23 protein-coding genes, 1 tRNA gene and 3 pseudogenes are annotated in these 25,027 nt (G+C 60.0%); 9 read left to right on the top strand and 18 right to left on the bottom strand.

Going from position 1 to position 25,027, the window contains the following annotated elements; translation table 11 throughout:
- Positions 1–308 precede the first annotated feature (308 nt).
- A complete protein-coding gene (locus D4A92_RS14200; RefSeq protein WP_203014312.1) occupies positions 309–1,529 on the top strand; it encodes an MFS transporter in 1,221 nt (406 codons plus the stop codon).
- A 400-nt stretch (positions 1,530–1,929) separates the two neighbouring features.
- Positions 1,930–2,109, top strand: a pseudogene (locus tag D4A92_RS14195) (hypothetical protein); the annotation flags it as partial.
- 2 nt (positions 2,110–2,111) lie between these two features.
- Here the strand turns inward: D4A92_RS14195 and recO are convergent.
- Both recO and D4A92_RS14185 read right to left on the bottom strand, forming a co-directional pair.
- Positions 2,112–2,885 (bottom strand): DNA repair protein RecO, encoded by a 774-nt coding sequence (recO, locus tag D4A92_RS14190; protein ID WP_203014309.1) that lies wholly within the window; start codon positions 2,883–2,885, stop codon positions 2,112–2,114.
- A gap of 51 nt (positions 2,886–2,936) precedes the next feature.
- Positions 2,937–3,575, bottom strand: coding sequence for a TetR/AcrR family transcriptional regulator (locus tag D4A92_RS14185; RefSeq protein WP_246753952.1), 639 nt, complete (start codon positions 3,573–3,575; stop codon positions 2,937–2,939).
- Between the two features lie 105 nt (positions 3,576–3,680).
- On the opposite strand from D4A92_RS14185, the gene D4A92_RS14180 reads away from it, so the two are divergent.
- On the top strand, positions 3,681–4,778 hold the full coding sequence (locus D4A92_RS14180; RefSeq protein ID WP_203014304.1) for an AbrB family transcriptional regulator: 1,098 nt from the start codon (positions 3,681–3,683) through the stop codon (positions 4,776–4,778).
- 21 nt (positions 4,779–4,799) lie between these two features.
- Here the strand turns inward: D4A92_RS14180 and era are convergent, their stop codons facing one another.
- From era to rpoZ, 8 genes are all read right to left on the bottom strand, one after another.
- Positions 4,800–5,750, bottom strand: coding sequence for a GTPase Era (gene era / locus D4A92_RS14175; RefSeq protein ID WP_425957721.1), 951 nt, complete (start codon positions 5,748–5,750; stop codon positions 4,800–4,802).
- Positions 5,751–6,476 (bottom strand): ribonuclease III, encoded by a 726-nt coding sequence (gene rnc / locus D4A92_RS14170; RefSeq protein ID WP_203014298.1) that lies wholly within the window; start codon positions 6,474–6,476, stop codon positions 5,751–5,753.
- Positions 6,473–7,210: a signal peptidase I gene (lepB, locus tag D4A92_RS14165; RefSeq protein WP_203014295.1), complete on the bottom strand. Its 738-nt coding sequence runs from the start codon at positions 7,208–7,210 to the stop codon at positions 6,473–6,475. Before lepB ends, rnc begins: the two co-directional genes overlap by 4 nt.
- Positions 7,211–7,307: 97 nt before the next feature.
- On the bottom strand, positions 7,308–7,712 hold the full coding sequence (gene acpS, locus D4A92_RS14160; protein WP_203014293.1) for a holo-ACP synthase: 405 nt from the start codon (positions 7,710–7,712) through the stop codon (positions 7,308–7,310).
- Position 7,713: 1 nt separating this feature from the next.
- Positions 7,714–8,295 carry a DUF2062 domain-containing protein gene (locus D4A92_RS14155; RefSeq protein WP_203014290.1) on the bottom strand — a complete coding sequence of 194 codons (582 nt, stop codon included), beginning with the start codon at positions 8,293–8,295 and terminating at the stop codon, positions 7,714–7,716.
- Between the two features lie 124 nt (positions 8,296–8,419).
- Positions 8,420–8,569: a DUF3563 family protein gene (locus tag D4A92_RS14150; protein ID WP_006727368.1), complete on the bottom strand. Its 150-nt coding sequence runs from the start codon at positions 8,567–8,569 to the stop codon at positions 8,420–8,422.
- A gap of 230 nt (positions 8,570–8,799) precedes the next feature.
- Complete coding sequence (locus tag D4A92_RS14145) at positions 8,800–11,028, bottom strand: RelA/SpoT family protein (RefSeq protein WP_203014287.1); 2,229 nt, start codon at positions 11,026–11,028, stop codon at positions 8,800–8,802.
- 98 nt (positions 11,029–11,126) lie between these two features.
- Positions 11,127–11,528 carry a DNA-directed RNA polymerase subunit omega gene (gene rpoZ / locus D4A92_RS14140; protein WP_203014284.1) on the bottom strand — a complete coding sequence of 134 codons (402 nt, stop codon included), beginning with the start codon at positions 11,526–11,528 and terminating at the stop codon, positions 11,127–11,129.
- Positions 11,529–11,823: 295 nt separating this feature from the next.
- Here rpoZ and D4A92_RS14135 point away from each other — a divergent pair, with 295 nt between their 5' ends.
- Positions 11,824–12,408, top strand: a complete 585-nt coding sequence (locus tag D4A92_RS14135) for an NYN domain-containing protein (RefSeq protein ID WP_203014282.1) — start codon at positions 11,824–11,826, stop codon at positions 12,406–12,408.
- A gap of 241 nt (positions 12,409–12,649) precedes the next feature.
- Here D4A92_RS14135 and D4A92_RS14130 read toward each other — a convergent pair whose 3' ends face one another.
- Together D4A92_RS14130 and smpB are read right to left on the bottom strand one after the other, a co-directional pair.
- Positions 12,650–13,069 carry a DUF3830 family protein gene (locus D4A92_RS14130; RefSeq protein ID WP_203014279.1) on the bottom strand — a complete coding sequence of 140 codons (420 nt, stop codon included), beginning with the start codon at positions 13,067–13,069 and terminating at the stop codon, positions 12,650–12,652.
- A gap of 2 nt (positions 13,070–13,071) precedes the next feature.
- A complete protein-coding gene (gene smpB, locus D4A92_RS14125) occupies positions 13,072–13,548 on the bottom strand; it encodes an SsrA-binding protein SmpB (protein WP_166601299.1) in 477 nt (158 codons plus the stop codon).
- Positions 13,549–13,783: 235 nt separating this feature from the next.
- On the opposite strand from smpB, the gene D4A92_RS14120 reads away from it, so the two are divergent.
- Positions 13,784–14,125 (top strand): hypothetical protein, encoded by a 342-nt coding sequence (locus D4A92_RS14120; protein WP_203014276.1) that lies wholly within the window; start codon positions 13,784–13,786, stop codon positions 14,123–14,125.
- Between the two features lie 61 nt (positions 14,126–14,186).
- Positions 14,187–14,450: pseudogene (locus D4A92_RS14115) on the top strand (transposase); the annotation flags it as partial.
- Between the two features lie 239 nt (positions 14,451–14,689).
- On the opposite strand, the gene D4A92_RS14110 reads toward D4A92_RS14115, so the two are convergent.
- Positions 14,690–15,742, bottom strand: a complete 1,053-nt coding sequence (locus D4A92_RS14110; protein WP_203019825.1) for an IS110 family transposase — start codon at positions 15,740–15,742, stop codon at positions 14,690–14,692.
- Positions 15,743–15,809: 67 nt separating this feature from the next.
- Here D4A92_RS14110 and D4A92_RS14105 point away from each other — a divergent pair.
- Positions 15,810–16,649: pseudogene (locus D4A92_RS14105) on the top strand (IS3 family transposase); the annotation flags it as partial.
- A gap of 416 nt (positions 16,650–17,065) precedes the next feature.
- On the opposite strand, the gene D4A92_RS14100 reads toward D4A92_RS14105, so the two are convergent.
- The 3 genes from D4A92_RS14100 to dapA all read right to left on the bottom strand — a co-directional run bounded on the left by D4A92_RS14100 (position 17,066) and on the right by dapA (position 20,114).
- Positions 17,066–17,557: a hypothetical protein gene (locus D4A92_RS14100; protein ID WP_203014271.1), complete on the bottom strand. Its 492-nt coding sequence runs from the start codon at positions 17,555–17,557 to the stop codon at positions 17,066–17,068.
- 19 nt (positions 17,558–17,576) lie between these two features.
- The gene (locus D4A92_RS14095) at positions 17,577–18,704 is read right to left on the bottom strand and encodes a HigA family addiction module antitoxin (RefSeq protein ID WP_203014268.1); all 1,128 of its coding nucleotides are present in this window, start codon (positions 18,702–18,704) and stop codon (positions 17,577–17,579) included.
- A gap of 525 nt (positions 18,705–19,229) precedes the next feature.
- Entirely contained in the window at positions 19,230–20,114 is an 885-nt protein-coding gene (dapA, locus tag D4A92_RS14090; protein WP_203014266.1) for a 4-hydroxy-tetrahydrodipicolinate synthase, read from the bottom strand.
- A 223-nt stretch (positions 20,115–20,337) separates the two neighbouring features.
- Between dapA and D4A92_RS14085 the strand changes: the two genes are divergently transcribed.
- Entirely contained in the window at positions 20,338–22,407 is a 2,070-nt protein-coding gene (locus D4A92_RS14085; RefSeq protein WP_425959197.1) for a transglycosylase SLT domain-containing protein, read from the top strand.
- 81 nt (positions 22,408–22,488) lie between these two features.
- On the top strand, positions 22,489–23,349 hold the full coding sequence (locus D4A92_RS14080) for an alpha/beta fold hydrolase (RefSeq protein WP_203014263.1): 861 nt from the start codon (positions 22,489–22,491) through the stop codon (positions 23,347–23,349).
- 99 nt (positions 23,350–23,448) lie between these two features.
- Here D4A92_RS14080 and D4A92_RS14075 read toward each other — a convergent pair whose 3' ends face one another.
- Both D4A92_RS14075 and D4A92_RS14070 read right to left on the bottom strand, forming a co-directional pair.
- Positions 23,449–24,402, bottom strand: coding sequence for a porin (locus tag D4A92_RS14075; RefSeq protein WP_203014260.1), 954 nt, complete (start codon positions 24,400–24,402; stop codon positions 23,449–23,451).
- Between the two features lie 241 nt (positions 24,403–24,643).
- A tRNA-Ser gene (locus D4A92_RS14070) sits at positions 24,644–24,734 on the bottom strand.
- Positions 24,735–25,027: the final 293 nt, after the last annotated feature.

The raw sequence follows: 25,027 nt of genomic DNA, 5'->3' as shown, positions 1-25,027 counted from the left end.
TGAATTAGGCATGGCGGAAGCCACGCCTAATTCATCGAAATCGAAAGTGAGGGGGGCCGTTATGTTGTGGCAACGGAACTGATCCCCTCACCAACAAAATCCGAAGTTTAGCCCTAATCGGGCTAAGCCTTCGATTTTGTAATCTCTCCCACAAGGGGGAGAGGTGGCGCGACATCCCGCGTCCCCTTCGGTCGGACCGACCCGCCCCCCCTGACATCCATCAAATCCCCTGATGGCCAGTTCATCAAAAGGCGTTTCTGCTCATGATCCGACTGCACTAGTGTGTGATCGACAGAGGAGAATCCGCGATGAACACGATCAGCCGTCCCGCCATGCCATGGCTTATCATTCTTGCGGGATCGCTGATTGCGGTGATGACCTTCGGGCCGCGGTCGGCGATGGGCTTCTTCCAACTGCCGATGCTCGCCGATCGGGGCTGGGACCGCTCCACCTTCGGGCTTGCCATGGCCTTCCAGAACCTGTTCTGGGGCTTGAGCCAGCCGTTCTTCGGGGCGCTGGCCGACAAATACGGTACGGGTCGCGTGCTCGTCATGTCGGGTGTGCTCTATGCCGCTGGCCTCGTGATGATGGCCAATGCCTCGGCACCCATCTGGCTGCATATGGGCGGGGGCGCGCTGATCGGGCTTGCGATCGGCGCGGGTTCATTCAGCGTCATCCTTTCGGCCTTTGCCCGCAACGTGACGCCTGAGCAACGCTCGATGGCCTTCGGTATCGGCACGGCTGCGGGTTCGGCCGGCATGTTCCTGTTTGCGCCGCTCAGCCAAGGTTTCATCTCGGCCTTCGGGTGGTCGGACAGCCTCGTCATCATCGCGGTCATGATGCTCGTCGTGCCGCTGCTCGCCTTTCCGCTGCGCGGCAATGCGCAGTCGGGCACGCAGTCCGGCAACCAGTATCAACAGACGATCGCCGAGGCGCTCAAAGAGGCTTTTGCGCACAAGAGCTATCTTCTGCTGACGACCGGCTTCTTCGTCTGCGGTTTCCAGGTCGCGTTCATCACCGCGCATTTCCCCGCCTATCTCGGCGATATCGGCATCGAGGCGAGCTATGCGGTGATCGCCATGGCGCTGATCGGCTTCTTCAACATCATCGGCTCGCTCGCCGCAGGCTGGATCGGGCAGCGCTATTCCAAGCCCTATTTCCTCGCTTTTATCTATATCGGCCGCTCGATCACGGTGACGCTCTTTCTGCTCCTGCCGCAGACGCCGGCCTCGGTCGTTGTCTTTGCCGCTGTCATGGGTCTGCTCTGGCTCTCCACCGTACCGCCGACCAACGGGCTCGTGGCGATCATGTTCGGCACGCGCCACCTCGGCCTGCTCGGAGGCCTGGTCTTCCTCTCCCACCAGATCGGGTCCTTCCTCGGCGTGTGGATGGGCGGCTATCTCTACGACCACTTCGGAACCTATGACCAGGTCTGGTGGCTGGGTGTGGCACTCGGCATCTTCGCGGCTGTGGTGCATTGGCCGATCCGCGAACAAGCCGTCGAACGCCCGGCAATGGGCGTGGCGTAATTTTGCCCAAACTGAGATCATATTTCGGCATTTCGCTCGTGCCGGATCAAAATTCCTGTGTTTTCAGCTGAGCACGACTGTCACAGAAAATTATTTTATTTTTCCCGCGCCGCCCGTTGACGGATTCCGAGCCAGCACCTACCTTGTGCGAGTTGGTTCGCATCCTGACGACGAACCATGTACGGCCTCGCTATTGAAGGCCGCAGCCAAAGAAGGAGGTCAGCGAAATGCAAGTTGTATTTCTTGATGCCATCCGATCCTGGCAGCCGACCCCGCGCCTCGTGATGGTGAAACGCCATCCCGACTGCATCTGTCGAATGTGACGCTGCGCAAGCACTGATTCCATTTCATCGACACCTTACACAACGCCGTGCTGCGCGCATGGGCGGGGAATATCGTTATGAAGAAGCAAGTTATCGAATATGCCGGAATCCCGGTTGGCATCACCATACCCGACGGCGACAGGGTCAAGTTCATCGCCGTCAAGTATCCGGTCATCGACCTCGACGGCGGTAGCTATCGCAACATCAGCGAGCTGCAGGCCGCCATTCACGATCACATGGCGAAATCGGCGCCGGAAGATCAGGCCGTGTTCCTGGGCGCGGCCAATGCGCCGGGCGCTTCCAGCGAACGCAAGGTTTTCAACGCCGCCTGACAGAACCCCTCGCGTGCCGCGCCGGGCTCCAGCCCCCGCGGCCCGTAGACATGCCGATCCAGAAAATAGGATGTCAGCCGAAAGGCGGCAGCGAGGCTGTCCGGATCAGCCGCCCGGTTCGTGCCGGGGGTTAGGAAATCCGGCAGCGCCAGCATCTTGTCCGCCCAGGGCGCGCCCACCTCGCGGCTGACCGCCCTGCCCGACTTCGGCGAGACATAAGCCAGATCATGGTGCGTGCCCGTCGCTGCACATTCGCTCAGATCCAGCCCGAAGCCGAGATCATTCAGCAGCCCAAGCTCGAAGCGGACGAAGAGTTCGCCGGCCGTCGCAGGATCCTCCAGATGGTCGAGAATGACATCCAGCGCCTGGAAGAGATGCGGATGGGGATCACGCTCCGGCAAAAGCCGCAGCAGGGCCGCGAGCGCCTGCACACCGTAGACGGCGGTCGCGCTTTCCATCAACCGGCCCGCACGCAGCATCAGAGGTTCTATGCGAAACTCGCCCAGATGCTCGTCCAGGCGCGCACGCCAGGTGACTTCCAGACGATTGCCGGGCTGCAGCACCGGCTGCATCGTGCGCGAGCGCCCGGAGCGCACCATGCCCAGATGCCGGCCGCGGCTGGCCGTCATCACCTCGGCGATGACGCTTGTTTCGCCATGCCGCCGCACCCCGAGAAGGATTGCCTCGTCTGTCCATTGCATGATCAGGTTTTACCGCAGAGGCTGGGCAAGCGCGAGGGATTTCGCGAGCGGTCAGACGTCCGCGAGATAGCGCTGGACCCAGCCGCGCCAATGGGCAATCGCTTCGGGCTTTCCCGGATAGCGTTTTTCTTCATGCAGTTGCACAAGTGACTTCATCGCCTGGAAGAGCACAACCGACATGACCTCGGCCTGTTCCTCGGGCAATTGCGGGCGCCAGAGCGTGAGGATCTCGGTGATGCGCTTGCGCAGGCTTTCGCGAAGCACGCCCGGGCGCACACCCGGCTGCTCCCAGCGGGCATCGAGCAGGCTGAGCGCCAGGCTGCGCTCGGCAGCATGGGCGACAAGCACGTCGAGCAGGCGGTCGGCGAGCTGGCTTCCGTCGAGATCGGCGACCTGCGCCCTGATTCGGTCGAGTGCTGCCTCGACATGCTCGGCATAGCGGGCAACGAGTGCGTCGGCGAGCACATCCTTGTTGGGAAAGAATTGGTAGAGTGAGCCGATCGGTGCCTCGGCCCGGGCAGCGATCTCCGTCATGGTCGCGGCCCTGTAGCCCTGTTCGGCGAAAACGGCGGCGCCGGCATCGAGAAGCTTTGCGACCCGGGCAATGCCGCGCTTGCGCTTGGGCTCCTTGGCGGTCGGCGCGGGAGTCGCCTGCGGCGTCGTGGCCGAACTTGACTTTTGCGAGGCCATGCTCATAAAACTCGTTTGTGAGGTCTACCTCATTTATTTGATGAAAACGCGCTTTCGTCCAGCCCTTTCCGGCAAAGGTGTCTCAGACGAAGGACGGAGACAGTCATGTCCTTGGATAAAGAGCATGGGACGCCTGCCCAACCCGGCCTGCTGACACCGCTTCCGGTGGTCCTTCGCTGGCTTATACTGCTTGGCCTATCCGTTGCGATCTCCGGCAGGCTTTTCCTGGCGCATATCCCGGGCGCGCTGCTGCTCGGGCCCATGGTCGCGGCCATTCTCGTGGCCACCAACGGCGCACGGCTTTCCGTTCACCGCTACCCCTACATCTTCGCCCACTCGCTGATCGGCTGCATCATTGCCCGCTCGATCGATCTGGGAACGCTGTCGACGGTGGCAGACGACTGGCCGGTCTTTCTGTCCATCGTGCTTGCGATCATCGCGGCGAGCAGCCTGCTCGGCTATTTCATGGCAAAAGCCGAAATCCTTCCGGGCACAACCGCAATCTGGGGGACATCTGCGGGAGCCGCCTCGGCCATGGTGCTGATGGCGGAAGCGCATGGCGGGGATGCGAGGCTGGTCGCCTTCATGCAGTATCTGCGCGTGGCCTTCGTCGCGACCGGGGCGTCGCTGGTGGCGGCCTTTGTCTTCAACATCGAGGGTGGTGCAGCACATCCGGTCGTCTGGTTTCCGGAGACGGACTGGCTCGATCTGTCCCTAACGCTGGCCGCTGCCCTTGCGGCGGCGATGATCGGCGCACGGTTCCGGATACCGGCTGGCACCATGCTCCTGCCGCTGGTCGCGACGACGGTTCTGCATGTCATGGGCTATATCACCCTGCAACTGCCCGAATGGCTGTTGGCGCTCGGCTATGGTGTGATCGGCTGGCGGATCGGCCTGTCCTTCACGCGGCGGATCCTCAGGCATGCGGCAAGCGCCCTGCCCCAGATCGTCGGCTCGATCCTTGTATTGATGGCCTTCAGCGGCGGACTTGCCTTCCTGCTCTGGTCGCTGCATGGCATCGACCCGCTGACCGCCTATCTCGCGACCAGCCCTGGCGGGCTCGATTCGATCGCGATCATTGCCGCGACCACGCCGGTCGATATGTCCTTCATCATGGCGCTGCAGACCATGCGGCTGATCGTCATCATCCTGATCGGACCGACGATTTCGGACTTCGTGGCAAGGCGCGTGGCGAAGGACTGAGCGCCCTTCGCTTGAATGTGCTTAGTCGCGGGGGAACTCGAGGCCCATTTCGCGGAAGCGTTCGGGATCGTTGCCCCAGTTCTCGCGTACCTTGACGAAGAGGAAGAGGTGGACCGGCTGTTCGAGGATCTCGGACATCTCCTTGCGGGAAGCCGTGGAAATCGCCTTGATCGCGTCGCCGTTCTTGCCCAGCACGATCTTCTTCTGACTGTCGCGCTCAACATAGATAACCTGCTCGATACGAACCGAGCCGTCCTTGCGCTCTTCCCAGCTCTCGGTTTCTACATGCGAGGAATAGGGAAGCTCCTGGTGCAGGCGCAGGAACAGCTTCTCGCGGGTGATTTCGGCTGCGAGCTGGCGCATCGGCAAATCGGAGATCTGATCTTCCGGATAATACCAGGGACCTTCCGGGAAGGTCTCTGCCAGGTAGTCCATGATGTCGTCACAGCCGGAGCCGGTCGTGGCCGAAATCATGAAGGTGCGATCGAATTTGACGAACTCGTTCGCCTTCTCTGCAAGAGTGAACAGCTCCTCATGACGGACCCGGTCAATCTTGTTCAAGACCAGGATCTTCGGCTGCGGCACATCCTTCAGGGCTTCCAGGATCGCCTCGGCATCGCCGCGCAAACCGCGTTCGCTATCTATCAGGAGCAGGATGATATCGGCATCCTTGGCACCGCCCCAGGCCGAGGTCACCATGGCGCGGTCGAGCTTGCGGCGCGGCTTGAAGATTCCGGGCGTGTCCATGAAGACGATCTGGGCGTTCTTGTGGATCGCGATGCCGCGCATGACGGCGCGCGTCGTCTGCACCTTGTGGCTGACGATCGACACCTTGGCGCCGACGAAGCGGTTGACCAGCGTCGACTTGCCGGCATTGGTCGGGCCGATCAAGGCGACGAAGCCGGATCGGGTCGGGGTGTTGACGGTGGCTTCGCCGCCGTCATGCGTTTCGGTATCGGTCATATCATCCATTCAATTCGCGTCGGAGGCCTTGGCCCAGACGCCTTCGCGTTCGAGTATCTTGGTCGCGGCCACCTGTTCGGCGGCACGCTTGGAACGTTCGATGCCTATCTCCGGCTTCAAGCCCGGGATCTCTACGATCACCGTGAAGCGGGGATCATGATCCGGTCCGGAGCGATCGGCAACCTTGTATGTGGGCGGCTTGCCAAATCTGGCATGCGTCCATTCCTGCAATTCGGTCTTGGCATCGCGGCGGGCGCCATCGGCGCGGGCAGCACGACCCTCCCAGTATTTCAGGATGAAGCCGCGCGCGGCCTCCAATCCTGCCTCGAGATAAATGGCGGCGATCAGGCTTTCAACGACGTCGGCGCGGACATTCAGCATGTTCTTCGCCGTGATTTTCTTCACGTCCGCGCCCGTGCGGATGAAGCGGTAAAGCTCGATCTCATCGGCGACGGAGGCACAGGCCTCGGCGCTGACCAGCTGGTTGAAGCGAACCGAAAGTTCGCCCTCGGCCGCGTCGCGGAAGGTCGTGAACAGCATTTCGGCGACGCAGAGGCCAAGCACGCGGTCGCCGAGGAATTCCAGCCGTTCGTAGTCGCCCTTCTTGCCCCGCGAGACCTGGGCGCTGGCATGTGTCAGCGCCCGCTTCAGGCGGTCGCGGTCGGCGAACTTGTGGCCGATCGCAGCTTCGAGCTGCTCCCAATCCTTTTCGCCGACCACGCTCTTGTTCGTCATTCGACCACCTTGAACAGGCGATCCCAGCGCATGTTGGCCGGCCACTTCCAGACTTCGCGGAAGGAGGTATCATTCCCAAGCGAGAAGAAGATCAGCGAGGCCTTTCCGATCAGGTTCTCGGCCGGCACGAAGCCGACGTCGAAACGGCTGTCGAGCGAATTGTCGCGGTTGTCACCCATCGCGAAATAATGGCCTTCCGGCACGATGAATTCGCGCGTGTCATCTCCGCGGGTGCCTTGCGCCTGGTCGAGCGTGTCGTAGCTCACGCCATTGTCGAGCGTTTCGCGGAAGACCGGAACATCGGTGCCGGGATCCATCCGGTAATCGGAGGTGAAGACACCGTCCTGCACCTTCGGCACGGGCTGACCGTTGACCTGCAGTACGCCGCCGATCATCTGGATCCGGTCACCCGGCAAGCCGACGATGCGCTTGATGTAGTCGATGCTCGGGTTCGGCGGGAAGCGGAAGACGGCGATGTCGCCGCGCTCCGGTTCGCTTTCGAAGATCCGGCCTTCGAAGAGATCCGGCGAGAAGGGCAGTGAGTACTTCGAATAGCCATAGGAGAACTTGTTGACGAAGATGTAGTCGCCAACAAGCAGCGTCGGCATCATCGAGCCCGACGGAATTGTGAAGGGCTGAAAGAACACGGTGCGGATCACCATTGCCAACAGCAGGGCCTGGATGATGACCTTGACGTTTTCCCAGAGGGCACTTTGCTTCTTTTCTTCGCTCACGCGGATCTTTTCCTTCTTGCGAAAATCCTGCTCTCTCTAGTCGGTTCGCGTCCGCGCGGCAACCGCGCAGGCGTCCGGACCAGCGCGACCAGTCGACTCAGCGGCTTTCCGGCAGGGCCTCGACGATGACGAATGCCTGGGCATAGGGGAATTCGTCGGTGATGGTGAGATGGATGACAGGACGATGGCCGGCCGGCAGGAGCCGTTCCAGGCAACGGGCGGCGCCACCGGTCAGCTCCAGGCCCGGCTTGCCGTTCGGCAGGTTCACGACGCCCATTTCCTTCCAGAAGACACCTTCGGCAATTCCGGTGCCAAGCGCTTTTGCCATGGCCTCCTTGGCGGCGAAACGCTTGGCATAGGAGGCAGCGGTGTCCTTGCGGCCATTCGAGCGCGCCTGCTCCTCGTCCGTGAAGCAGCGGGCGGTGAACTTCTCGCCGAAACGGGTGATCGATTTCTCGATCCGTCTGATGTCGACCAAGTCGCTGCCGATGCCGATGATCATCTCAGATGCTCGATCCCTGGAGGGCTTCGGCGAGGCGGGTACGGGCGCGCGCGGCGAGCCGTTCGCGGCGACGGGCCTGAAATTTCGACACGGTGAAATAGATGACACAGTAGATGACAACGCCACTGACGGCGGCAAGCGGGATCGCTCCCACCAGCATCGGCTTCAAGATCGGATGCCACATGCTCTCGAATGCCGACAGGGAGAACTTCTTCTCAAGATCGACGCTATCCGTGACCGGATCACCCTTGCCGATCAGGCGATGGCCGACCTCCCAGGTCGAAGCCCAGATGAACGGAAAGGTCAGCGGGTTTCCGAAGGCTGTTCCGATAGCTGCCGCAACCATGTTGCCCGCGATGATATAGGCGATCGCGAAGGCGAGCAGAAAATGAAGTCCGATGAACGGGGTCCACGAAGAAACGACTCCCGCGACCACGCCGGCTGCAATCGCATGGGGAGTGGCGGACAGGCGCAGGACACGTTTGCTCAGATATTGAAACGATCTGATAAAGCCACGACGCGGCCAGAAAAGCTCACGCAGCTTGGTCAGTCTGGATATCGGTTGCCGGCGTCGAAACAGCATGCGGGATATGTAGTTGATCCTGGACGGCTTCGGCAAGCAAAAGCGGCTGACAAAGTGGTCAAAAAGCAAAGACGCCGGCAGGAACCGGCGTCGCAGCAGAGACCGTATCTGGTCGGTGGGCAGTTCAGGCGCGGCGGAACATGCCACGGTCGATTTCGCGCTGACGGTATTCCAGGTCGACCAGGTCGCGAGCGCCGTTCAGGTAGTTCATTTCACGCTCTGCAACGGTCGGGACGCGAAGGGCGCGGGCGATTTTGCGGATCGGAGTAAACATCGTTTTGTCCTCGGTTCTTTCTCTTCATCTGTTGGACTGAAGATAATGCTGCGGCGCACAAGGCACCAGAGACAAGAACTGAAGCCAGCCATGCGCCAAACGCATGACGAGGGGGCCGAGGTTTACGATTTGGGCAAGATCGTGATCAAAACGAAGGCAGTTTGACCCAATCGAGGCCTGAGATCGCGAAGTCCGCGCCCTGACCTCCACCAGCCGCCCGGATCGGCGCCTCAGTCGTAGACCCGCTTCACCGTCGAGATGCAGTCCAACTCCTTCAACTCGCCGAGGAGCTGGCTCAGCTGGCGCAGATCCCAGACCTCCAGATCGATCCCCATTTCCGTGAAGTCGGTGGCGATCCGAATCATGTTGAGCACCCGAATATTGATATCCAGACGCGCGACGGATTGCGCAACAGTCGCCAACGTACCCGGCTCGTTCAGCGCATTGATCAGGATGCGGGCGACGAAGCGCGACTTGTTCGCCTCATCGAGATCCCAGCGCACGTCAATCCAGCGCTCCGGCTCGTTTTCGAAGCGCTGCAGGGCGGAAGCCTGGATCGGATAGATGGTGATGCCCTTGCCGTCTTCCATGATGCCGACGATTCGGTCGCCGGGCACGGCACCTGCAGGCGCAAAATGCACCTCGGCATTGCCGGAAAGGCCGCGGATCGGCAGCGGATCCGGACCATCGCCCGCCGTCGGTGCATCCCCTTTCGGATGAGCCGGACCGGGGATCTTGAAGACCATGCCATTGGCGCTGTTCATCGCAAACCAGCCCTCGTCCGAGGACGGCTTCACGGTGACGCGTTCGTCCTGGTAGTCGGGGAAGACGGCCCTGAGAACGTCGAGCGAGGAGGTCTCGCCGCGACCAACGGAGGCGATCGCGTCTTCCACGTCGCGCTGGCCGAGACGATGCAGTGCGGGTCTCAGCGTATCCTTGGAGAAGACCTTGCCGGCGCGCTCGAAGGTGCGCTCCAGAATGCGCTGGCCAAGGCCTGCATATTGCTTGCGGATCGCCATGCGGGTGGCCCGGCGGATGGCGGCGCGGGCCTTTCCGGTGACGACGATCTCTTCCCAGGCGGCAGGCGGCACCTGGACGCCGGAGCGAATGATCTCGACTTCATCGCCATTCGACAGGCGCGTGACCAGCGGCATGATCGAGCCGTTGATCTTGGCGCCGACGCAGGTATCGCCGACATTGGTGTGTACGGCATAGGCGAAATCGATCGGGGTCGCCCCGCGCGGCAACGCAATCAGCTTGCCCTTGGGCGTGAAGCAGAAGACCTGATCCTGGAAGAGCTCAAGCTTGGTATGCTCGAGGAACTCTTCCGGGTTGTCCCCTTCCGCCAGCGCCTCGATCGTGTGGCGCAGCCAGGAATAGGCATTGCTCTCGCGCTGCAGCGGCTCGTTCGCCTCGCCGTTTTCGCCGTCCTTATACAGGCTGTGGGCGGCAATGCCGTATTCGGCGATGTCGTGCATGCGACGCGTGCGGATTTGCAGCTCGATACGCTGGCGCGACGGGCCGACAATGGTGGTGTGGATCGAGCGGTAGTCGTTCTGCTTTGGCGTCGAGATATAGTCCTTGAAGCGGCCGGGCACGACGCGCCAGCGGGTGTGCACGATGCCGAGCGCCCGGTAGCAGCCGGGGATGTCGTCGACCAGCAGGCGGAAACCATAGACATCCGAGAGCTGCTCGAAGGAGAGCGATTTCGACTGCATCTTGCGGAAGACGGAGTAAGGCTTCTTCTGACGGCCCTTGACCGAAGTGTTGAGCAGGCCGTTTGCCACTAGGAGCTCGCGCAACTCGTCCTCGATCTTGGTAATCAGGCCCTCGTTGCGGGTGGAAAGCTCCGCAAGGCGGTTGGTCACCGTCTCATAGGCTTCCGGGTTCATGTAGCGGAAGGACAGGTCCTCCAGCTCGTCGCGCATGTCCTGCATACCCATGCGGCCGGCGAGCGGCGCATAGATTTCCATCGTCTCTTCGGAAATTCGGGCGCGCTTGTCGTCACGCATGTGCTCGAGCGTGCGCATGTTGTGCAGGCGGTCGGCGAGCTTTACCAGGAGAACACGGACATCGTCGGAAATGGCAAGCAGCAGCTTGCGCAGGTTTTCCGCCTGCTTGGCCTTCTTGGTGACGAGGTCGAGCTTCTTGATCTTGGTGAGGCCCTCGACCAGACGGCCGATATCCTCGCCGAAGAGTTCGTCGATCTCGGCACGGGTCGCGGACGTGTCCTCGATCGTGTCGTGCAACAGGGCAACCGCGATCGTCGATTCGTCGAGATGCATGTCCGTCAGAATGGCGGCGACTTCGAGCGGGTGGGAGATATAGGGGTCCCCGCTGGCGCGTGTCTGCTTGCCGTGCTTCTGCATGGCATAGACATAGGCCTTGTTCAGCAGAGCTTCGTTGGCATCGGGCTTGTATTTCTGCACCCGCTCCACGAGCTCGTATTGCCGCATCATTCCGATCGTCTCCACAAACGAAAAAGCGCGCCAGTCGAGACGACTGGCGCACATTCATCCTACAGTCAGATCAAGACTTAAGTCTGATCTGTTGACGATTAGTAATCGTCGCTCTTTTCCGGCGGAACGAGGCCTTCGATACCGGCCAGCAGCTCTTCTTCCGACATCTGGTCGAAGGTCAGCGTTTCCGGCAGTTCGTCCTCTTCCTCGCCCTTGCCGACGGTGCCGGTATTGGCCAGCATCGAGCTCGGCTCCTGCTCCGGCTCGTCGACTTCGACGTGCTTCTGCAGCGAATGGATCAGATCTTCCTTCAGGTCGTCGGGCGAGAGGGTCTCGTCGGCGATTTCGCGCAGAGCGACGACCGGGTTCTTGTCCTTGTCGCGATCGATGGTGATCGGCGCGCCCTGGGAGATCTGGCGGGCACGGTGGCTTGCGAGCAGAACGAGCTCGAAGCGGTTCTCGACTTTGTCGATGCAATCTTCAACGGTGACACGGGCCATTGCCTGTCCTTTGCGATCTTGAATGCGTGGGATTGACGGCTGCGATACAGGCAATGGCAGGCAAATTCAAGTTTTTCGTGCTGACACACCGCCAAGCCCAAAAATGAAGGCCGGAAAAGGCCCTCAATACACCACATTTCAACCACAGGCTGCTTGGATTGCCCCTGACGATGCCCTAGATAGATTTTTATATGATCATTTCATAATGTAAATCTATGATCATATCTGGAGGGGCAAGGTATTGTTTTGATTGCCGATTGCCGAGACTGTTCATATTTGACGTAAGGATATCGAAATGTTCGACCCCCGCGAAAAAATTGCACTCTTCATCGATGGCGCCAATCTCTATGCCGCATCCAAGAGCCTCGGCTTCGACATCGATTACCGCAAGCTCTTGAAAGCCTTCCAGAAGCGCGGCTATCTCCTGCGCGCCTATTATTACACTGCCCTGATCGAGGATCAGGAATATTCCTCGATCCGCCCGCTGATCGACTGGCTGGACTATAACGGCTACAAGGTGATCACCAAGCCGGCGAAGGAATTCACCGACTCCATGGGCCGCCGCAAGGTCAAGGGTAACATGGATATCGAGCTTGCCATCGACGCGATGGAACAGTCCGAGACGGTCGACCATCTCGTGCTCTTCTCCGGCGACGGCGATTTCACCACGCTGGTCGAAGCGCTGCAGCGCCGGGGCCGCAAGGTCTCGGTCGTCTCGACCATGGCGACGCAGCCGCCGATGATCGCCGACGACCTGCGCCGCCAGTCGGACCACTTCATCGACCTGATGTCGCTGAAGGCCGAAATCGGCCGCGACCCGAGCGAACGCGGCATGCCGCGCGCCCCGGAACCGGCGACATCGAGCGAAGACGACCACTGAGGGCCTTGGGGCGGCCGCGACAATGATTGCGGTTGAAAGCACCCCCCTCTGCCCTGCCGGGCATCTCCCCCACAAGGGGGAGAGCGGCTGAACCGCTGCCCCGTCGCCCTCCACTGATGTCTTGAACAGTGCGGCAAACGCGACGCCCCACTCTCCCCCCGTGTGGGGGAGATGTCACGCAGTGACAGAGGGGGGTGTTCTTGCTCCGCCATCGCGGAAGGACCTAAGCAGGGTAGCTTTCCTACATCGCCTCGAAGGCGATATCCTGCGCGCCCTGCCAGAGCACCATCTTGCCCATGGCCTCCAGCTGCTCCCCAGCCTTCGTCACCGTCAGAAAGTGATTGCCTGATAGCACACCCATCTTGCTCGCGAATTGCGAAGAGCCGTAGGCAAAGAGCAATTCCGTTTCGCTGAAGCCGCCGGGATAAAGCAGGATGTCGCCACGCGACGGATGCGCCGTGTGGTTTTCAAAGCCTGCCCCGAACTGGAAATCACCCAAGGGCACCCAGACCGCCTCTCCCGACCAGCGCGAATGGATCGCCTGGTTGCGGAAGGGCAGAAAGCTTTCGAAGATGTGGCAGGTCTCGGGCGCCTTTTCGCGCTCGAGCCTCGCCTCGAAGACGAAGGGGCCGACGGTGACCTTCAGATGCGAGAGCGCCATGATCAACCCGTTTTCATCAGGCGCTGCTTCTGGCGGTTCCAGTCGCGTTCCTTCTCGGTCTCGCGCTTGTCATGCAGCTTCTTGCCCTTGGCGAGCGCCAGTTCCAGCTTCGCCCTGCCCTTCTCGTTGAAATAGATCTTCAAGGGCACGAGCGTCATGCCCTCGCGATTGATCGAGGCGCGCAGACGGTTGATCTCGCGCTTGGAGAGCAAAAGCTTGCGACGACGGCGGGGCTCGTGATTGAACCGGTTCGCCTGCAGATATTCCGGCAGATGCGAATTGATCAGCCAGATCTCCTCGCCCTCATCGGAGGCATAGGATTCGGCAATATTGGCCTTGCCCTCGCGCAGCGACTTGACCTCCGTGCCGGTCAGAACCAGACCGGCCTCGTAGGTGTCGACGATCTCATAATTGAAGCGCGCCTTGCGGTTTTCCGCGACGATCTTGTTGACGGTGCGCTGCGAGCCTCTGGGGGCCATGGTCAAATCTTCCGTTTCGCCCGGGATTTTGTCGTGGGTCGCCTGCGCCCGGGCGGGGCGTGGCGGGTATGACAGGTATGTAATGGAGGATGGGGAGGAAATAAAGGTGGGGGTGGATCGAGCATAAGAACCGCCCGGCAGATGGCGCCTGGAAGCCGCGTTTATTCCGTCGACTTTCAGGGCTGACAGTGCCAGAAAGTCTGATGTTACATTCCCACCGATCTGAGGACAGACCATGAATCTCCAACACGTTCGCAACGGTCTACTGGCAATCGCCCTCGGGGCGGCGGCAAGCGGGATGACCGTTATTGCAGCCCATGCCGATGAGTTCTCTTTCAAGGCGACGAACACGACCAGTTCGGCCATCACCGGGATCCTGGTGTCCGAAGACAAGAGCACCTGGGGTACTTTCGACATTGGAAGCGGCCTCAAGCCGGGATCGACTGCAGATCTCGTCTGGGATCAGAGCACAAATGGCGAAAGCTGCGCGCAGTGGGTCAAGGCCACGTATGCAGACGGCAGTGAATCGGAACCTGCTCAGTTCGACTTCTGCGAAAACGGGCTTGAGCTTGAGTGACCTGAGCCCCTGAACTTCCTCCGGAATTTGGTAGAGTCCGTCACATGAGGGAGACGGACGAATGAAGCGTTCACGGTTCACAGAAGAACAGATCATCGGGATATTGAAGGAGCAGGAGGCGGGCGCGAAGACGGTTGATGTCTGCCGCAAGCACGGCATCTCGGATGCAACCTTCTACAAATACAAGGCGAAGTATGGCGGCATGGACGTGTCAGATGCTCGCAAGCTGAAGGCGCTTGAGGACGAGAATGCCAAACTGAAGAAGCTTCTCGCCGAAGCCATGCTGGACAATGCGATCCTGAAGGATGTCGCTGCAAAAAATGTATGGTCCGCCTCGTCCGTGCAAGGGTTCGCGACATCGTAAATGACGATTCCAGTTGCATAAATGTATCCGGCCTCTCGCGAGTGGGCTGCGGTTGCAGCCAGGCCATGATGAGATCCGCACACGCCGTTCCCAATAAATGGTTCGGGCACGAAAGCCCGCTTTTTTGCACAGGGCTTACGGCATGTTGATCCACTGTTTCGTCATCACTGTTCCCGAGCCTTGCAATCGAACCAAAAGCGTCAGGTGAAGGCAGGGTCTCTGCGTTCGTAGAGCGCTCCAGGTTTGGTCAGGACGACCCAGACTATCCGGGCCATTTTGGCGGCAAGTGCGACAACAGCTTTGTTTGGATGCATTCGGGCTTGAAGACCATCCAGCCAGCTTCCCAGTCGATCCTTTGTTCGGTCGAGGTGTCGGAAGCAGGATCGGGCACCATGGACCAGCAGTTTACGGACATACCGGTTGCCTCGCTTGCTGATCCCGAGGAGCTTCTGCTTTCCTCCGGTCGAATATTCTCGCGGCACAAGGCCCAGCCATGCGGCCAGATCACGCGCTTTCTGGAACTGTCTGCCGTTTCCAATAGCAGCAAGCAGTGCTGTCGCACCGAGAGCTCCGATCCCGGGGATTGTCATGAGCCGACGTGCAGCATCCTCTCGATCAGCGACTGCTTCGATCTCGCGCGTGACATCAGCAATCCGCTTTTCCAACTGACGCAGATCGTCAAACAGCTCGCCGAGCAGTTTGCGCATTGCCGGCGAAAGATCGTTTGCTGGATCTTTGAGAGCTTCGGGCAGGTCGAGCTTGAACAGACCAGCACCCTGCCGTAGCGCCACACCATATTCGAGGCAGAACGCCCGCATCTGGTTTATCAGGCGCGTCCGCGTGCCGATCATCTGGTCACGCACCCGGTGCAGGGCTTGAAGGTCGGCCTGTTCCTCAGTCTTGAGTGCAGCAAATCGCATCGTTGGTCGCGTGGCGGCCTCAGCGATCGCCTCCGCGTCGATGATGTCACTCTTATTCGACTTGACGTATGGCTTCACAAACTGGGCTGGGATCAGCCGTACCTTGTGACCGAGTGCCTGGATCTTCCTCGCGATCCACTGAGACCCTGCGCAAGATTCCATCCCGACGATCGCCGGTGCTGCCCTCTGGAAGAACTGAAGCAACGTGTCCCGTCGGAACCGAACGCGTTGGACGACCGTACCGTCGCTCTCCAATGCGACGACGTGGAAGATGTTCTTCCCAATATCAATCCCGTAGACCGCCGCGGGACGCGGTACATTGCGTTTAGGCATAGCAACAACCTCCTTTGGTTTGACCGCCTCATGATGCGGCAGGAGGACGAGGCGGACCATCCCATTAATGGTGACGCCCGATGTGAAGCGGAATGCGGTGGCTCACGTCTGTGCGCAGCATGGAGTGAGCCAGCGTCGGGCGTGCGAGGTTTTGTCGGTGGATCGGTCGAGCATGCGATATCGCAGTGTGCGGCCAGACGATGCATCCATCCGTGAGGCGATGAAGAAGGTGGCATCTGAGCGCCGACGCTTCGGATATCGCCGCATCCACGTCATGCTCGACCGGCAGGGGATCGTCATGAACCTGAAGAAGCTTCGGCGTCTCTATCGGGAGGAGAAGCTGACGGTGCGCAAGCGTGGTGGCAGAAAGCGGGCCTTGGGGACAAGGCGTCCTCTGGCTCTGCCCTCACGCCCCAATGAGCGCTGGAGCCTGGACTTCGTCAGCGATGCCTTCACCGACGGCCGCCGCTTTCGGGTACTGGCCGTCGTCGACGACTTCACCCGTGAATGCCTGTGCCTGGTCGCCGATACATCCCTGTCAGGCGCAAGGCTTGCCCGCGAACTGGATAGCCTCATCGCCAGACGGGGAAAGCCGAAGACGATTGTCTCGGACAACGGCACGGAGATGACCAGCATGGCCATCCTTAAATGGTGCCAGGAGACAAAGGTCGAATGGCACTACATCGCCCCAGGCAAGCCGATGCAGAACGGCTTCGTCGAAAGCTTCAACGGCAGCTTCCGTGACGAATGCCTGAACGAGACGCTGTTCTCGTCGCTCACCCAGGCCCGCACCGCCATCACTGCATGGAAGGAGGATTACAACAGGAACAGACCCCACTCGTCGCTGGGCAATATCACCCCCAGCGAGTTCGCAATGAAAATGGCTATGGAAAAACAGGCCGCATGAGGCCAGATTGAAAACCCAAGACTCTCCCGAAATTTGGAGGGAAGTCGGGTCTCAGGTCATGAGTTCTGAGCAGTTTCTCGTCAGTGCGTTTTGAAGCGGCAGGTTACCTTTGGTGACCTGCCGTTTTGTTTTGCGGGGTGACGGTGCGCGGTGGGACCGTGGGGGCCATGGTCTGATCTTCCGTTTCGCCCGGGATTTTGTCGTGGTCTTAGCTATACGCGGGCGACGTGTGGCGGTTGCCATAGATATGCAATGGAGGATGGGGGGAATAAAGGTGCGAGCGGCTGAGGGCTAGCATGGCAAACGCAAGCTTTGTGAACGAGCAGGATTGGTACAAACCCACATGCGGATAGCACGTCAAGGTCCAACGGCGCCTTTGACCAATCCGCCAGGCTGCAGCGATATCCGAAATTTGCTCACGCAGCCTCATCGTCCTCGTCTCGACCGACGCGACCAGCAGCTTCCATCTCTGCAACATCATCCGTGAAATCCAGAACTACCAAAAGAGGTAGCTCGGTTGGATTCACTTCATTAAAATGATCAACGTCTTGTTTGATTTGGAAACAATCGTCAGCAATCGCCTTGCGACGCTGGCTGAAAGATTTCTCCATAAAGGAGCGCGGGGCCGTGTCTATGTCCGCCCACAAACTTAATTGAACGCCTCCAATGTTCGTCCGTACTGAATGCTTGGCGCGATATCGCCTACCGTTGGAGTCTACACGCTTTTCTTGTCGCAAACTCTCAGCCAGCGCTTCACGGCAGATTTTCACTACGTCTCGCGGCTGAGGCTTGAACAGACCTTCCGAGATAGCCCAAGTGGCGACGTCGTCCAGTGAAACTGGGCCAGAATCAACCTCTTCCGTATAGCGGTCAAATATTGACTGCATCTGTTCAGAGAACTTTGCCATTCATAACCACCATTAGAAATCAGAGTTGCGCTTCGGCCACATGGCCCCATCCGTCACACACGGCTGTGGCAGGTAGATGCTTCCTTACCGCCACTTGATACTTGCGAAGGTAATCATATCGCTTCATGCGCTTTTGCAACTGGCCAACCACAATAGCCGGATGGACACCCATCAAAGATGCGAACCCAATTACGTCCCGCTCCGAGAAGTAAGGATGTTTTCTCGCATAGAAAGATTCCATCTTCTGCGTCGGAACACAAAAATCAGCAGCAGCTAAGTTGGCTGCACGTTCTTCTTCGCTGTCCGACAGACTATCAGAGGCGTTTTCACCCGATAAGTGATCAACAATACCAATCGACGATTTTCCGTGTCCCTCTAGAACGTGCTCAATCTCATGGCGCAACACAAACCAGAAGTTATCGAGGCGATCGTACAAAGTAGACATCCCAATAACGGGCGAATTTTCATCAAGCCAGGTACACACTCCATCGATCTTAGCGTTAGGCAGAACCTCAACGACAACAAACCGCACACCGCAATCCGATAGAATTTCAGGAACGTGCTTAACCGCTTCGGGATCAACCATCAGTCCTCTGAGTTTAGCCAAAGCAGTCCGGAGTCTTTCCGAAGAGAAAGGCGAAACAGACTGAAAACTTGCAAGCTGCCGAACCCGATACACCCAGGCAAGTTGATGCGGCGGAGTTTCACCGTAGTGCGTCCGCTTCGCGGCGAATGCGACCCGACTGGCTTCTTGATCATTCGCGACTTCGAAGAACCTCTCCATCTGAAGTTGAAGCAGCGATGCTTCCCCATCATGAATCCAGCCTCGGCGTATCATTTCGCGCACAGGGTAGACCGCCTGCAGCTCAGCCCGTGTCCTCACCGCCGGGTCAGGTTGCTTCGCACTCTGGAGATCATACTGACTCTGAAGGTTGAGGAAGAACTGTGGAGACGCACCAAAGGCGTCGCCCAGTAAACGCGCCATATCGGGCGTAACGGCTCGCTTTCCGGACAGAAGGGGATTCAGTTGCTGCTCGGTCTGTCCAAGGATGAATGCAAGGTCACGCTGGGACCAACCCCGAGCTTCCAACTCAAGCTTGATGAACACTCCAGGAGGCTCGACCGCGACCATATTGAGGTTGGCCATCAAGCAGCCCCCCTAGCTTTCTCTTCAATGGAATTCACAATCACAGCCATAGCGTTATCGACTTCCTCAATCCGTAGACTCAGGACCCATTCCGGGGACACTGAAACGAAGTATTCTGACGAACCAGGGGCACCCTGACTCAAGCCTAAGCTTCGCCAATTCTTTAAAGTTCGAACATCAGGTGCGGCGCGTATCATACTAAGGCGCAGTCGCGCGGACTGAATTACCGCAACAGGCAGCCTAGTCTGCGCAGCACTCTCTGTCTCGATAAGGGCCAAATGCCGATCAGGAAACTCGATATCCATACACAAAGACTAGTCGAGTCGATCGGTCCTGTCAATGAAACTTAACGCCTTGCGTTAAGTTGCTAAATAGGTCGAATGGGTGCGGTAATAATTATTTCATCGCCAAAACCGGGCAACTTCGACGGGCGAGTTAGACTTTATGGAATCCACAGAAACCAGATGCGCGTAAGCGCCCTTCCTGCAGCAAGGCCGGCGTCACCGCCGGCCCCTCCTCATTCCCTCAGTTCAACAGTCCCGCATGCTTCAGCGCCGCGTCGATCGCGGCTTCCGTCGAAGCCTCCAGCGTTGCCATCAGCGGCAGGCGGACGGTGCGGTTCATGCCGCGGGTGCGGTTCAGCGCGTATTTCGCGCCGCAAAGGCCGGGCTCCAGGAAGATCGCCTTGTGCAGCGGCATGAGGCGGTCCTGATACTCCAGCGCCTTGGCGTAGTCGCCGGCCAGTGTCGCCGCCTGGAATTCGGCACAGAGGCGCGGAGCGACATTGGCGGTGACGGAGATGCAGCCGGTGCCGCCATGGGCGTTGAAGCCGAGCGCCGTTGCATCCTCGCCCGAGAGCTGGACGAAATCTGCGCCGCAGGTGATGCGCTGTTCGGAAACGCGCTCGATCTTGCCGGTCGCATCCTTGACGCCGACGATGTTCTTGTGGGCCTTGGCGAGCGCCCCCATGGTTTCCGGCGACATGTCGATCACCGAGCGGCCGGGGATGTTGTAGATGATGATCGGCAGCGAGACGGCGTCTGCGATGGCTGCGTAATGGGCGATCAGGCCCTTCTGGGTCGGCTTGTTATAATAAGGCGTGACGACGAGCAGCGCATCGGCGCCGACGGCTTGCGCATGCTCGGCAAGCTCGATGGCCTCAAGCGTGTTGTTGGAGCCGGCGCCGGCAATCACGGGCACGCGCTTGTTTGCCACTTCGACGCAGAGCTCGACCACGCGCTTGTGCTCGGCGTGGGAGAGGGTCGGCGATTCACCTGTGGTGCCAACAGGCACGAGACCGGAGGAGCCTTCGGAAATCTGCCATTCGACATGGGCGGCGAAGGCTTGCTCATCGACGGCGCCCTGATCGGTGAAGGGCGTGACAAGCGCGGGAATGGATCCCTGATACATGCAATGAACTCCTCGGGGGCCGACATCCACGCTTCGGCCGCATTCTGACTTTAAATCGGGGGCACATTACTTCGCACCATCAGGTGCGACAAGCGCATCTGCAGGAGATTTGTGACAGTTTTCCGAGGCTTCGTTCGAGAGAATGTGATCGCTGGCTTTAGGCTTTTGTTAACCGCGTGCTCGGCCTAATCTCTCGTGTGATGCCATGGGTTCTGGTGTGTGGATGAAGATGTCGCTCTCTTACGGTTCTGTCCTTGGTCTCGGTCTTGCGCTGATCTTGTCGTCGACAAGTGCGCATGCGCTTTCCGATGTGCCCGTTCCGGCAATGAAGCCGCTCGGCTTTGCGCCGAGCAAGGCTTTGCCGCCGTCGCTCGAGACCACCGGCGCCATTCCGCGTGGCGATCGGCTGGCTGCGGCCAATCCGCAGCTGAAATCCGGGCTTGATGCCCTGTCTGATCGCAAGGGCGCCCAGGCAATCGCGATCCGCGATCGCATGCCCGCCGGGCTTGACCGGCAGATGCTGACCTGGTCGATCGCGATGTCCGGCTTGAGCGACGTGCCGGCGGCCGAAATTGCCGCCGCCCAGCGACAGCTTCAAGGCTGGCCGGGGCTCAAGTCCTTCCGGGCCAATTCGGAAAAGGCGCTTTTCCGCGAAAACCCGGCGCCATCCGCCGTTCTCGCCGCCTTCGGCAACACGGCGCCGGAGACGACGGAAGGCACGATCCTCCTGGCGCGCGCGCATCTCGGCTCGGGCGACACGGCGAAAGCGGCAAGCCTGATCCGCAATCTCTGGCGCAGCGAGGCGCTGGATGAGGCAGCGGAAAACCGGATCCTCAAGGAATTCCCTGCCCTTTTGCGCACTGCCGATCACCGGGCGCGCATGGATTATCTGATGTATCGCAACCGGGCCTCGCAGGCGAAGCGGTTTTCTTCGCTCGGTGAAGCGCAGTCTCTCTACCGCGCCTGGGCGGGGCTCAATGCGCGCGCCAAGAATGTCGATGCGCTGATTGCGGCCGTCGACAAGTCCTGGGCCAAGGATCCGGCGCTCCTCTATATCCGCATCGAAAACCTGCGCCGGCAACAGCGCTACGAAGAAGCGGCAAAGCTTCTCGAACAGATGCCGCGCGAGCGGGACAAGCTCGTCAGCGGCCGCGCCTGGTGGAACGAGCAGCGGATCATCGCGCGCGGACTTGCCGATCTCGGCCAGTATCGCGAGGCCTATCGCATCGTCTCCCGCCATGTGGCGACCGAAGCGACCGATATTGCCGACGCCGAGTTCCATGCCGGCTGGTATGCGCTGAGGGCGCTGAACGACCCCGGCACCGCAAGCCGCCACTTCAACCGCATTCTCGAAGTCTCGAACCGGCCGCTTTCGGCAAGCCGTGCCTGGTACTGGCTCGGCCGTGCGGCGGAAGCAGCCAAGGACGGCAAGGCGCGCGAGCACTTCGCCCGCGCCGCCCAGCATTCCAGCACCTTCTACGGCCAGCTCGCGGCCGCCCGCATCGATCGGCCCGGCATCCAGATCCCCTATCCGCGTCCGAGCGAGGCCGACCGCAGCCGGTTCGGCCAGCGCGAATCCGTCCAGGCGATCGCCCGCTACGAGGCGGCCGGTCATGGCTGGAGGGCGCAGAGCCTTTACAGGGCGCTGGCAGACCAGCTCGACAGTCCGGGTGAGCTGGCGCTGCTGAGTGCGCGGGCAGAAAACTCGTCTGGCGGGCATCAATTGTCGCTGCAGATCGGCAAGACGGCGTACGCGCGCGGCATCGACGTGCCGGCGCTCGCCTTCCCCGTCGGTGTCATTCCCGCAAGCGCAAATATCGCCGGCTCCGGCAAGGCGCTGGCTTACGCGATCGCGCGGCAGGAAAGCGCCTTCAACCCGGCCGCCATCTCGCCGGCGGATGCGCGCGGCCTCCTGCAGCTCCTACCCTCGACGGCCCGAGGGGTCGCCGCACGCCACGGCATTGCCTATCAACCGGAGAAGCTGACGCGCGATCCAGGTTTCAACGCGACCCTTGGTGCCCATTATCTCGGCGAGCAGATCGACGCCTTCGGCGGCTCCTATATCATGACCTTCATCGCCTATAATGCCGGCCCGCGCAAAGTCCCTGAATGGATCGAGCGCTACGGCGATCCGCGCGGCAAGTCGATCGACGAGGTCGTCGACTGGATCGAGCGCATCCCCTTCCCCGAGACGCGCAACTACGTCATGCGGGTGATGGAGAACTACCAAGTCTACAAGAGCCGGCTCGGGCAGAAGACCGATATCGTGCACGACCTGCGCTTCGGCCGGTAGGCGCCCTGCCCCATCCTTTGCCTGATGACCGTTGGCGAAGGCTCCGCTAGGCTCTCTTTCGATACAGCGAAGGAGAGCCGCATGGCCGAGAGCAACGACCGCTTCATCAAAGTTCCCGATGGACTGAACCTGCATGTGCGCATTTATGGCGCAGACAATGGCGGTACGCCAATCGTCTGCCTGCCGGGGCTGACACGCAATGTGCTCGACTTCGAAGATCTCGCGCGGGTGCTGGCGGCTCCGCCTTATGACCGGCGAATGATTGCGATTTCCTCGCGCGGCCGCGGCCTGTCGGATCGAGATCCGAGCCCGGAGCGTTACACCATCCCGATCGAAGCGGGCGACGTGATCAGCGTGCTCGACCAATTGGGGATCGACAGCGCCGCCTTCATCGGCACCTCGCGCGGCGGCTTGATCCTGCATGTCCTGGCCATGACGCATCTCAATCGTATCGAACGGCTGGTTTTGAACGATATCGGGCCGGTGCTGGAAACGGAGGGGCTGCGGCAGATCCAGGGATATCTCGGCAATCGGCCTGCGCCTTCCAGTTACGCCGAAGCGGCTGACATTCTCAAGGCCACCCATGGCGCGGAGTTTCCGGCGCTGAAGCAGGACAACTGGGCCGACATGGCTAAGGCGCTTTACCGCGAAATCGATGGAAAGCTCACGGCAGATTTTGACCCTGATATCGCCGCACAGTTTCGTGCCGCAGATCTGAGCCAGCCCTTCCCCGACCTCTGGGCACAGTTTGCGCTGTTTGCGGACAAGAAGGTGATGGTGATCCGGGGGGAACACTCAAGGCTTCTGTCCCGCGCGACGACGGATGAGATGGCGCGGCGACATTCCGGATGCACGATTGTGGAGGCGAAGGGCCAGGGGCATGCGCCGCTGTTGCATCTCGGTGGCCTCGCGGAGGCGATCGGCGCGTTTCTCGGCAGCTGAACCCAGCTGTTGATCGCAGCGGCGATCGTCAGAACACCTCTATACAAACGAAAAGCCCGGCACGAGGCCGGGCTTCCCTTATTCGATCTGGAGATCGAATTAGAACGAACGGATCAGGCGAACGAAGCCGGTCCAGTCCTTCGAGTCGGACTTGTTGTAGTCGACGGTTGCGTCGACCTTGAGGCCCGAAGCAACAGCGTAGGAAGCCAGAACGCCACCGGTGGTGTAGTCAACGCCGTTGAACTGCTCAACAAAGTTGACCGACGGGGTGATCGTCAGCTTTTCGGTTGCCTTGAAGCCGTAAGCAGCGCCAACGGTCCACTCAACGGTGGCTACGTAAGCCGACGGATCAGAAGCCCATGCGCCGTAGAGTTCGAAGGTGCCCGGGCCAACAGCTGCAGCTGCCTTGGCAGAGATGTAGCCTTCGTCAGCCTTGGTGTCGTAACCGCCCCAGAGGCTGATGGTTGCAACGCCGAGCGTGGTGGAAGCGTAACCCTGCACGCCGAATGCGCCGTCAGCCTGACGGAGTTCGTCAACGCCGAGACCAATGGTGAAGGCGTCAGCTGCGTAGGTGTAGCTGACCGAGTCGAACTTCGCAGCGTCGATGAACGTGTCGTTTTCGCCGGAGATGCCGATGTCGTCAGCCCAGGTCAGGAAGTAACCAGCCTTGAAGCCGCCAACAGTGATGTAGGCCTGGTCAAGGATGACGCCGGTGTTGTCCGAAGAACCTTCGAGGCGGATGTAGGAACCGATGGTGCCAACTTCCGAGTCATTTGCGGTCTGGAAGACGACGCGAGCGCGGGTCTGGAAGTCGTCACGGTTGATGAGGGTCGTGTCGTTGCTGTTCCAGTCGTAAGCGAAACGAACTTCGCCGCCGATCTTGAGGCAGGTTTCGGTGCCGGGGATGTAGAAGAAGCCGGTGCCGAAAGCGTCGCAAACGCGAACGTATTCCATGGGCTCGGGCTCGGCAGCGACGATTGCGTCAGCAGCCTGAGCGCCGGAAACTGCAACGAGAGCTGCAGCGGAGCCGAGAAGAAGGCTCTTGATGTTCATTATTGACCTCCAGTCAATTATAGAGGTCGAGGCAGACGAATACTGACTTTGTTTTGTTTTTTCAGTTGGTTAGTGGATCATGGGGCAGATGCTGGGCAGCGCGCCGATTCATTCTCGGGCCTCAATAGGCACGATTCTCTCTCGAGCTGCGCAAGCGCCAGGCGCGAACAATGCGACGACGGCGCAGCGACACGACGACTGTTTGAAAGCGATGGGGATGATCTATTGGGGAAGGTATCTATGGCGGAGAGGAAGGGATTCGAACCCTCGATACGCTTTTGACGTATACTCCCTTAGCAGGGGAGCGCCTTCGACCACTCGGCCACCTCTCCGGTGACGCCTGATTATTTGCTTGAATCAGTGATTGCAAGGCCTTTTCTCCGCTCTCAACATTTTAGCGAGCGGCAACCAATGCAAGGCGTTGATCGGCTCCACTCATATGAAAAGCCGAATCGATGCTGGCCGACGACATGATTCTGTCACTCGGGCGGCCTTCTGCTGCCGATTTTCAGGCTTAAGCTCTGAAACTGCCATTGTCGAAGATGCAGCTTCGAGGCGAGCCGACATGGTTCTAAATGCAACTTTTTGCGGAATCCTGTGCCAAAATGAGAAGAACACCCGCGTG

Source organism: Rhizobium rosettiformans (assembly GCF_016806065.1).
Lineage (GTDB): Bacteria > Pseudomonadota > Alphaproteobacteria > Rhizobiales > Rhizobiaceae > Allorhizobium.
The sequence above is the reverse complement of the archived record's forward strand: the minus strand, read 5'-3'. Positions and strand labels throughout refer to the sequence as shown.

Bases quoted from the DNA above. Each gene is read 5' to 3' on its own strand.
- D4A92_RS14080 (WP_203014263.1), top strand. From the start codon at position 22,489: ATGGCCGAGAGCAACGACCGCTTCATCAAAGTTCCCGATGGACTGAAC.
- D4A92_RS14150 (WP_006727368.1), bottom strand. From the start codon at position 8,569: ATGTTTACTCCGATCCGCAAAATCGCCCGCGCCCTTCGCGTCCCGACC.
- dapA (WP_203014266.1), bottom strand. From the start codon at position 20,114: ATGTATCAGGGATCCATTCCCGCGCTTGTCACGCCCTTCACCGATCAG.
- D4A92_RS14075 (WP_203014260.1), bottom strand. From the start codon at position 24,402: ATGAACATCAAGAGCCTTCTTCTCGGCTCCGCTGCAGCTCTCGTTGCA.
- recO (WP_203014309.1), bottom strand. From the start codon at position 2,885: ATGCAATGGACAGACGAGGCAATCCTTCTCGGGGTGCGGCGGCATGGC.
- D4A92_RS14095 (WP_203014268.1), bottom strand. From the start codon at position 18,704: ATGGCCAACCTCAATATGGTCGCGGTCGAGCCTCCTGGAGTGTTCATC.
- rnc (WP_203014298.1), bottom strand. From the start codon at position 6,476: ATGACGAACAAGAGCGTGGTCGGCGAAAAGGATTGGGAGCAGCTCGAA.
- D4A92_RS14145 (WP_203014287.1), bottom strand. From the start codon at position 11,028: ATGATGCGGCAATACGAGCTCGTGGAGCGGGTGCAGAAATACAAGCCC.
- D4A92_RS14100 (WP_203014271.1), bottom strand. From the start codon at position 17,557: ATGGCAAAGTTCTCTGAACAGATGCAGTCAATATTTGACCGCTATACG.
- D4A92_RS14155 (WP_203014290.1), bottom strand. From the start codon at position 8,295: ATGCTGTTTCGACGCCGGCAACCGATATCCAGACTGACCAAGCTGCGT.
- D4A92_RS14110 (WP_203019825.1), bottom strand. From the start codon at position 15,742: ATGCCTAAACGCAATGTACCGCGTCCCGCGGCGGTCTACGGGATTGAT.
- D4A92_RS14185 (WP_246753952.1), bottom strand. From the start codon at position 3,575: ATGGCCTCGCAAAAGTCAAGTTCGGCCACGACGCCGCAGGCGACTCCC.
- D4A92_RS14130 (WP_203014279.1), bottom strand. From the start codon at position 13,069: ATGGCGCTCTCGCATCTGAAGGTCACCGTCGGCCCCTTCGTCTTCGAG.
- D4A92_RS14085 (WP_425959197.1), top strand. From the start codon at position 20,338: ATGAAGATGTCGCTCTCTTACGGTTCTGTCCTTGGTCTCGGTCTTGCG.
- D4A92_RS14135 (WP_203014282.1), top strand. From the start codon at position 11,824: ATGTTCGACCCCCGCGAAAAAATTGCACTCTTCATCGATGGCGCCAAT.
- D4A92_RS14180 (WP_203014304.1), top strand. From the start codon at position 3,681: ATGTCCTTGGATAAAGAGCATGGGACGCCTGCCCAACCCGGCCTGCTG.
- D4A92_RS14120 (WP_203014276.1), top strand. From the start codon at position 13,784: ATGAATCTCCAACACGTTCGCAACGGTCTACTGGCAATCGCCCTCGGG.
- era (WP_425957721.1), bottom strand. From the start codon at position 5,750: ATGGATGATATGACCGATACCGAAACGCATGACGGCGGCGAAGCCACC.
- smpB (WP_166601299.1), bottom strand. From the start codon at position 13,548: ATGGCCCCCAGAGGCTCGCAGCGCACCGTCAACAAGATCGTCGCGGAA.
- rpoZ (WP_203014284.1), bottom strand. From the start codon at position 11,528: ATGGCCCGTGTCACCGTTGAAGATTGCATCGACAAAGTCGAGAACCGC.
- acpS (WP_203014293.1), bottom strand. From the start codon at position 7,712: ATGATCATCGGCATCGGCAGCGACTTGGTCGACATCAGACGGATCGAG.
- D4A92_RS14200 (WP_203014312.1), top strand. From the start codon at position 309: ATGAACACGATCAGCCGTCCCGCCATGCCATGGCTTATCATTCTTGCG.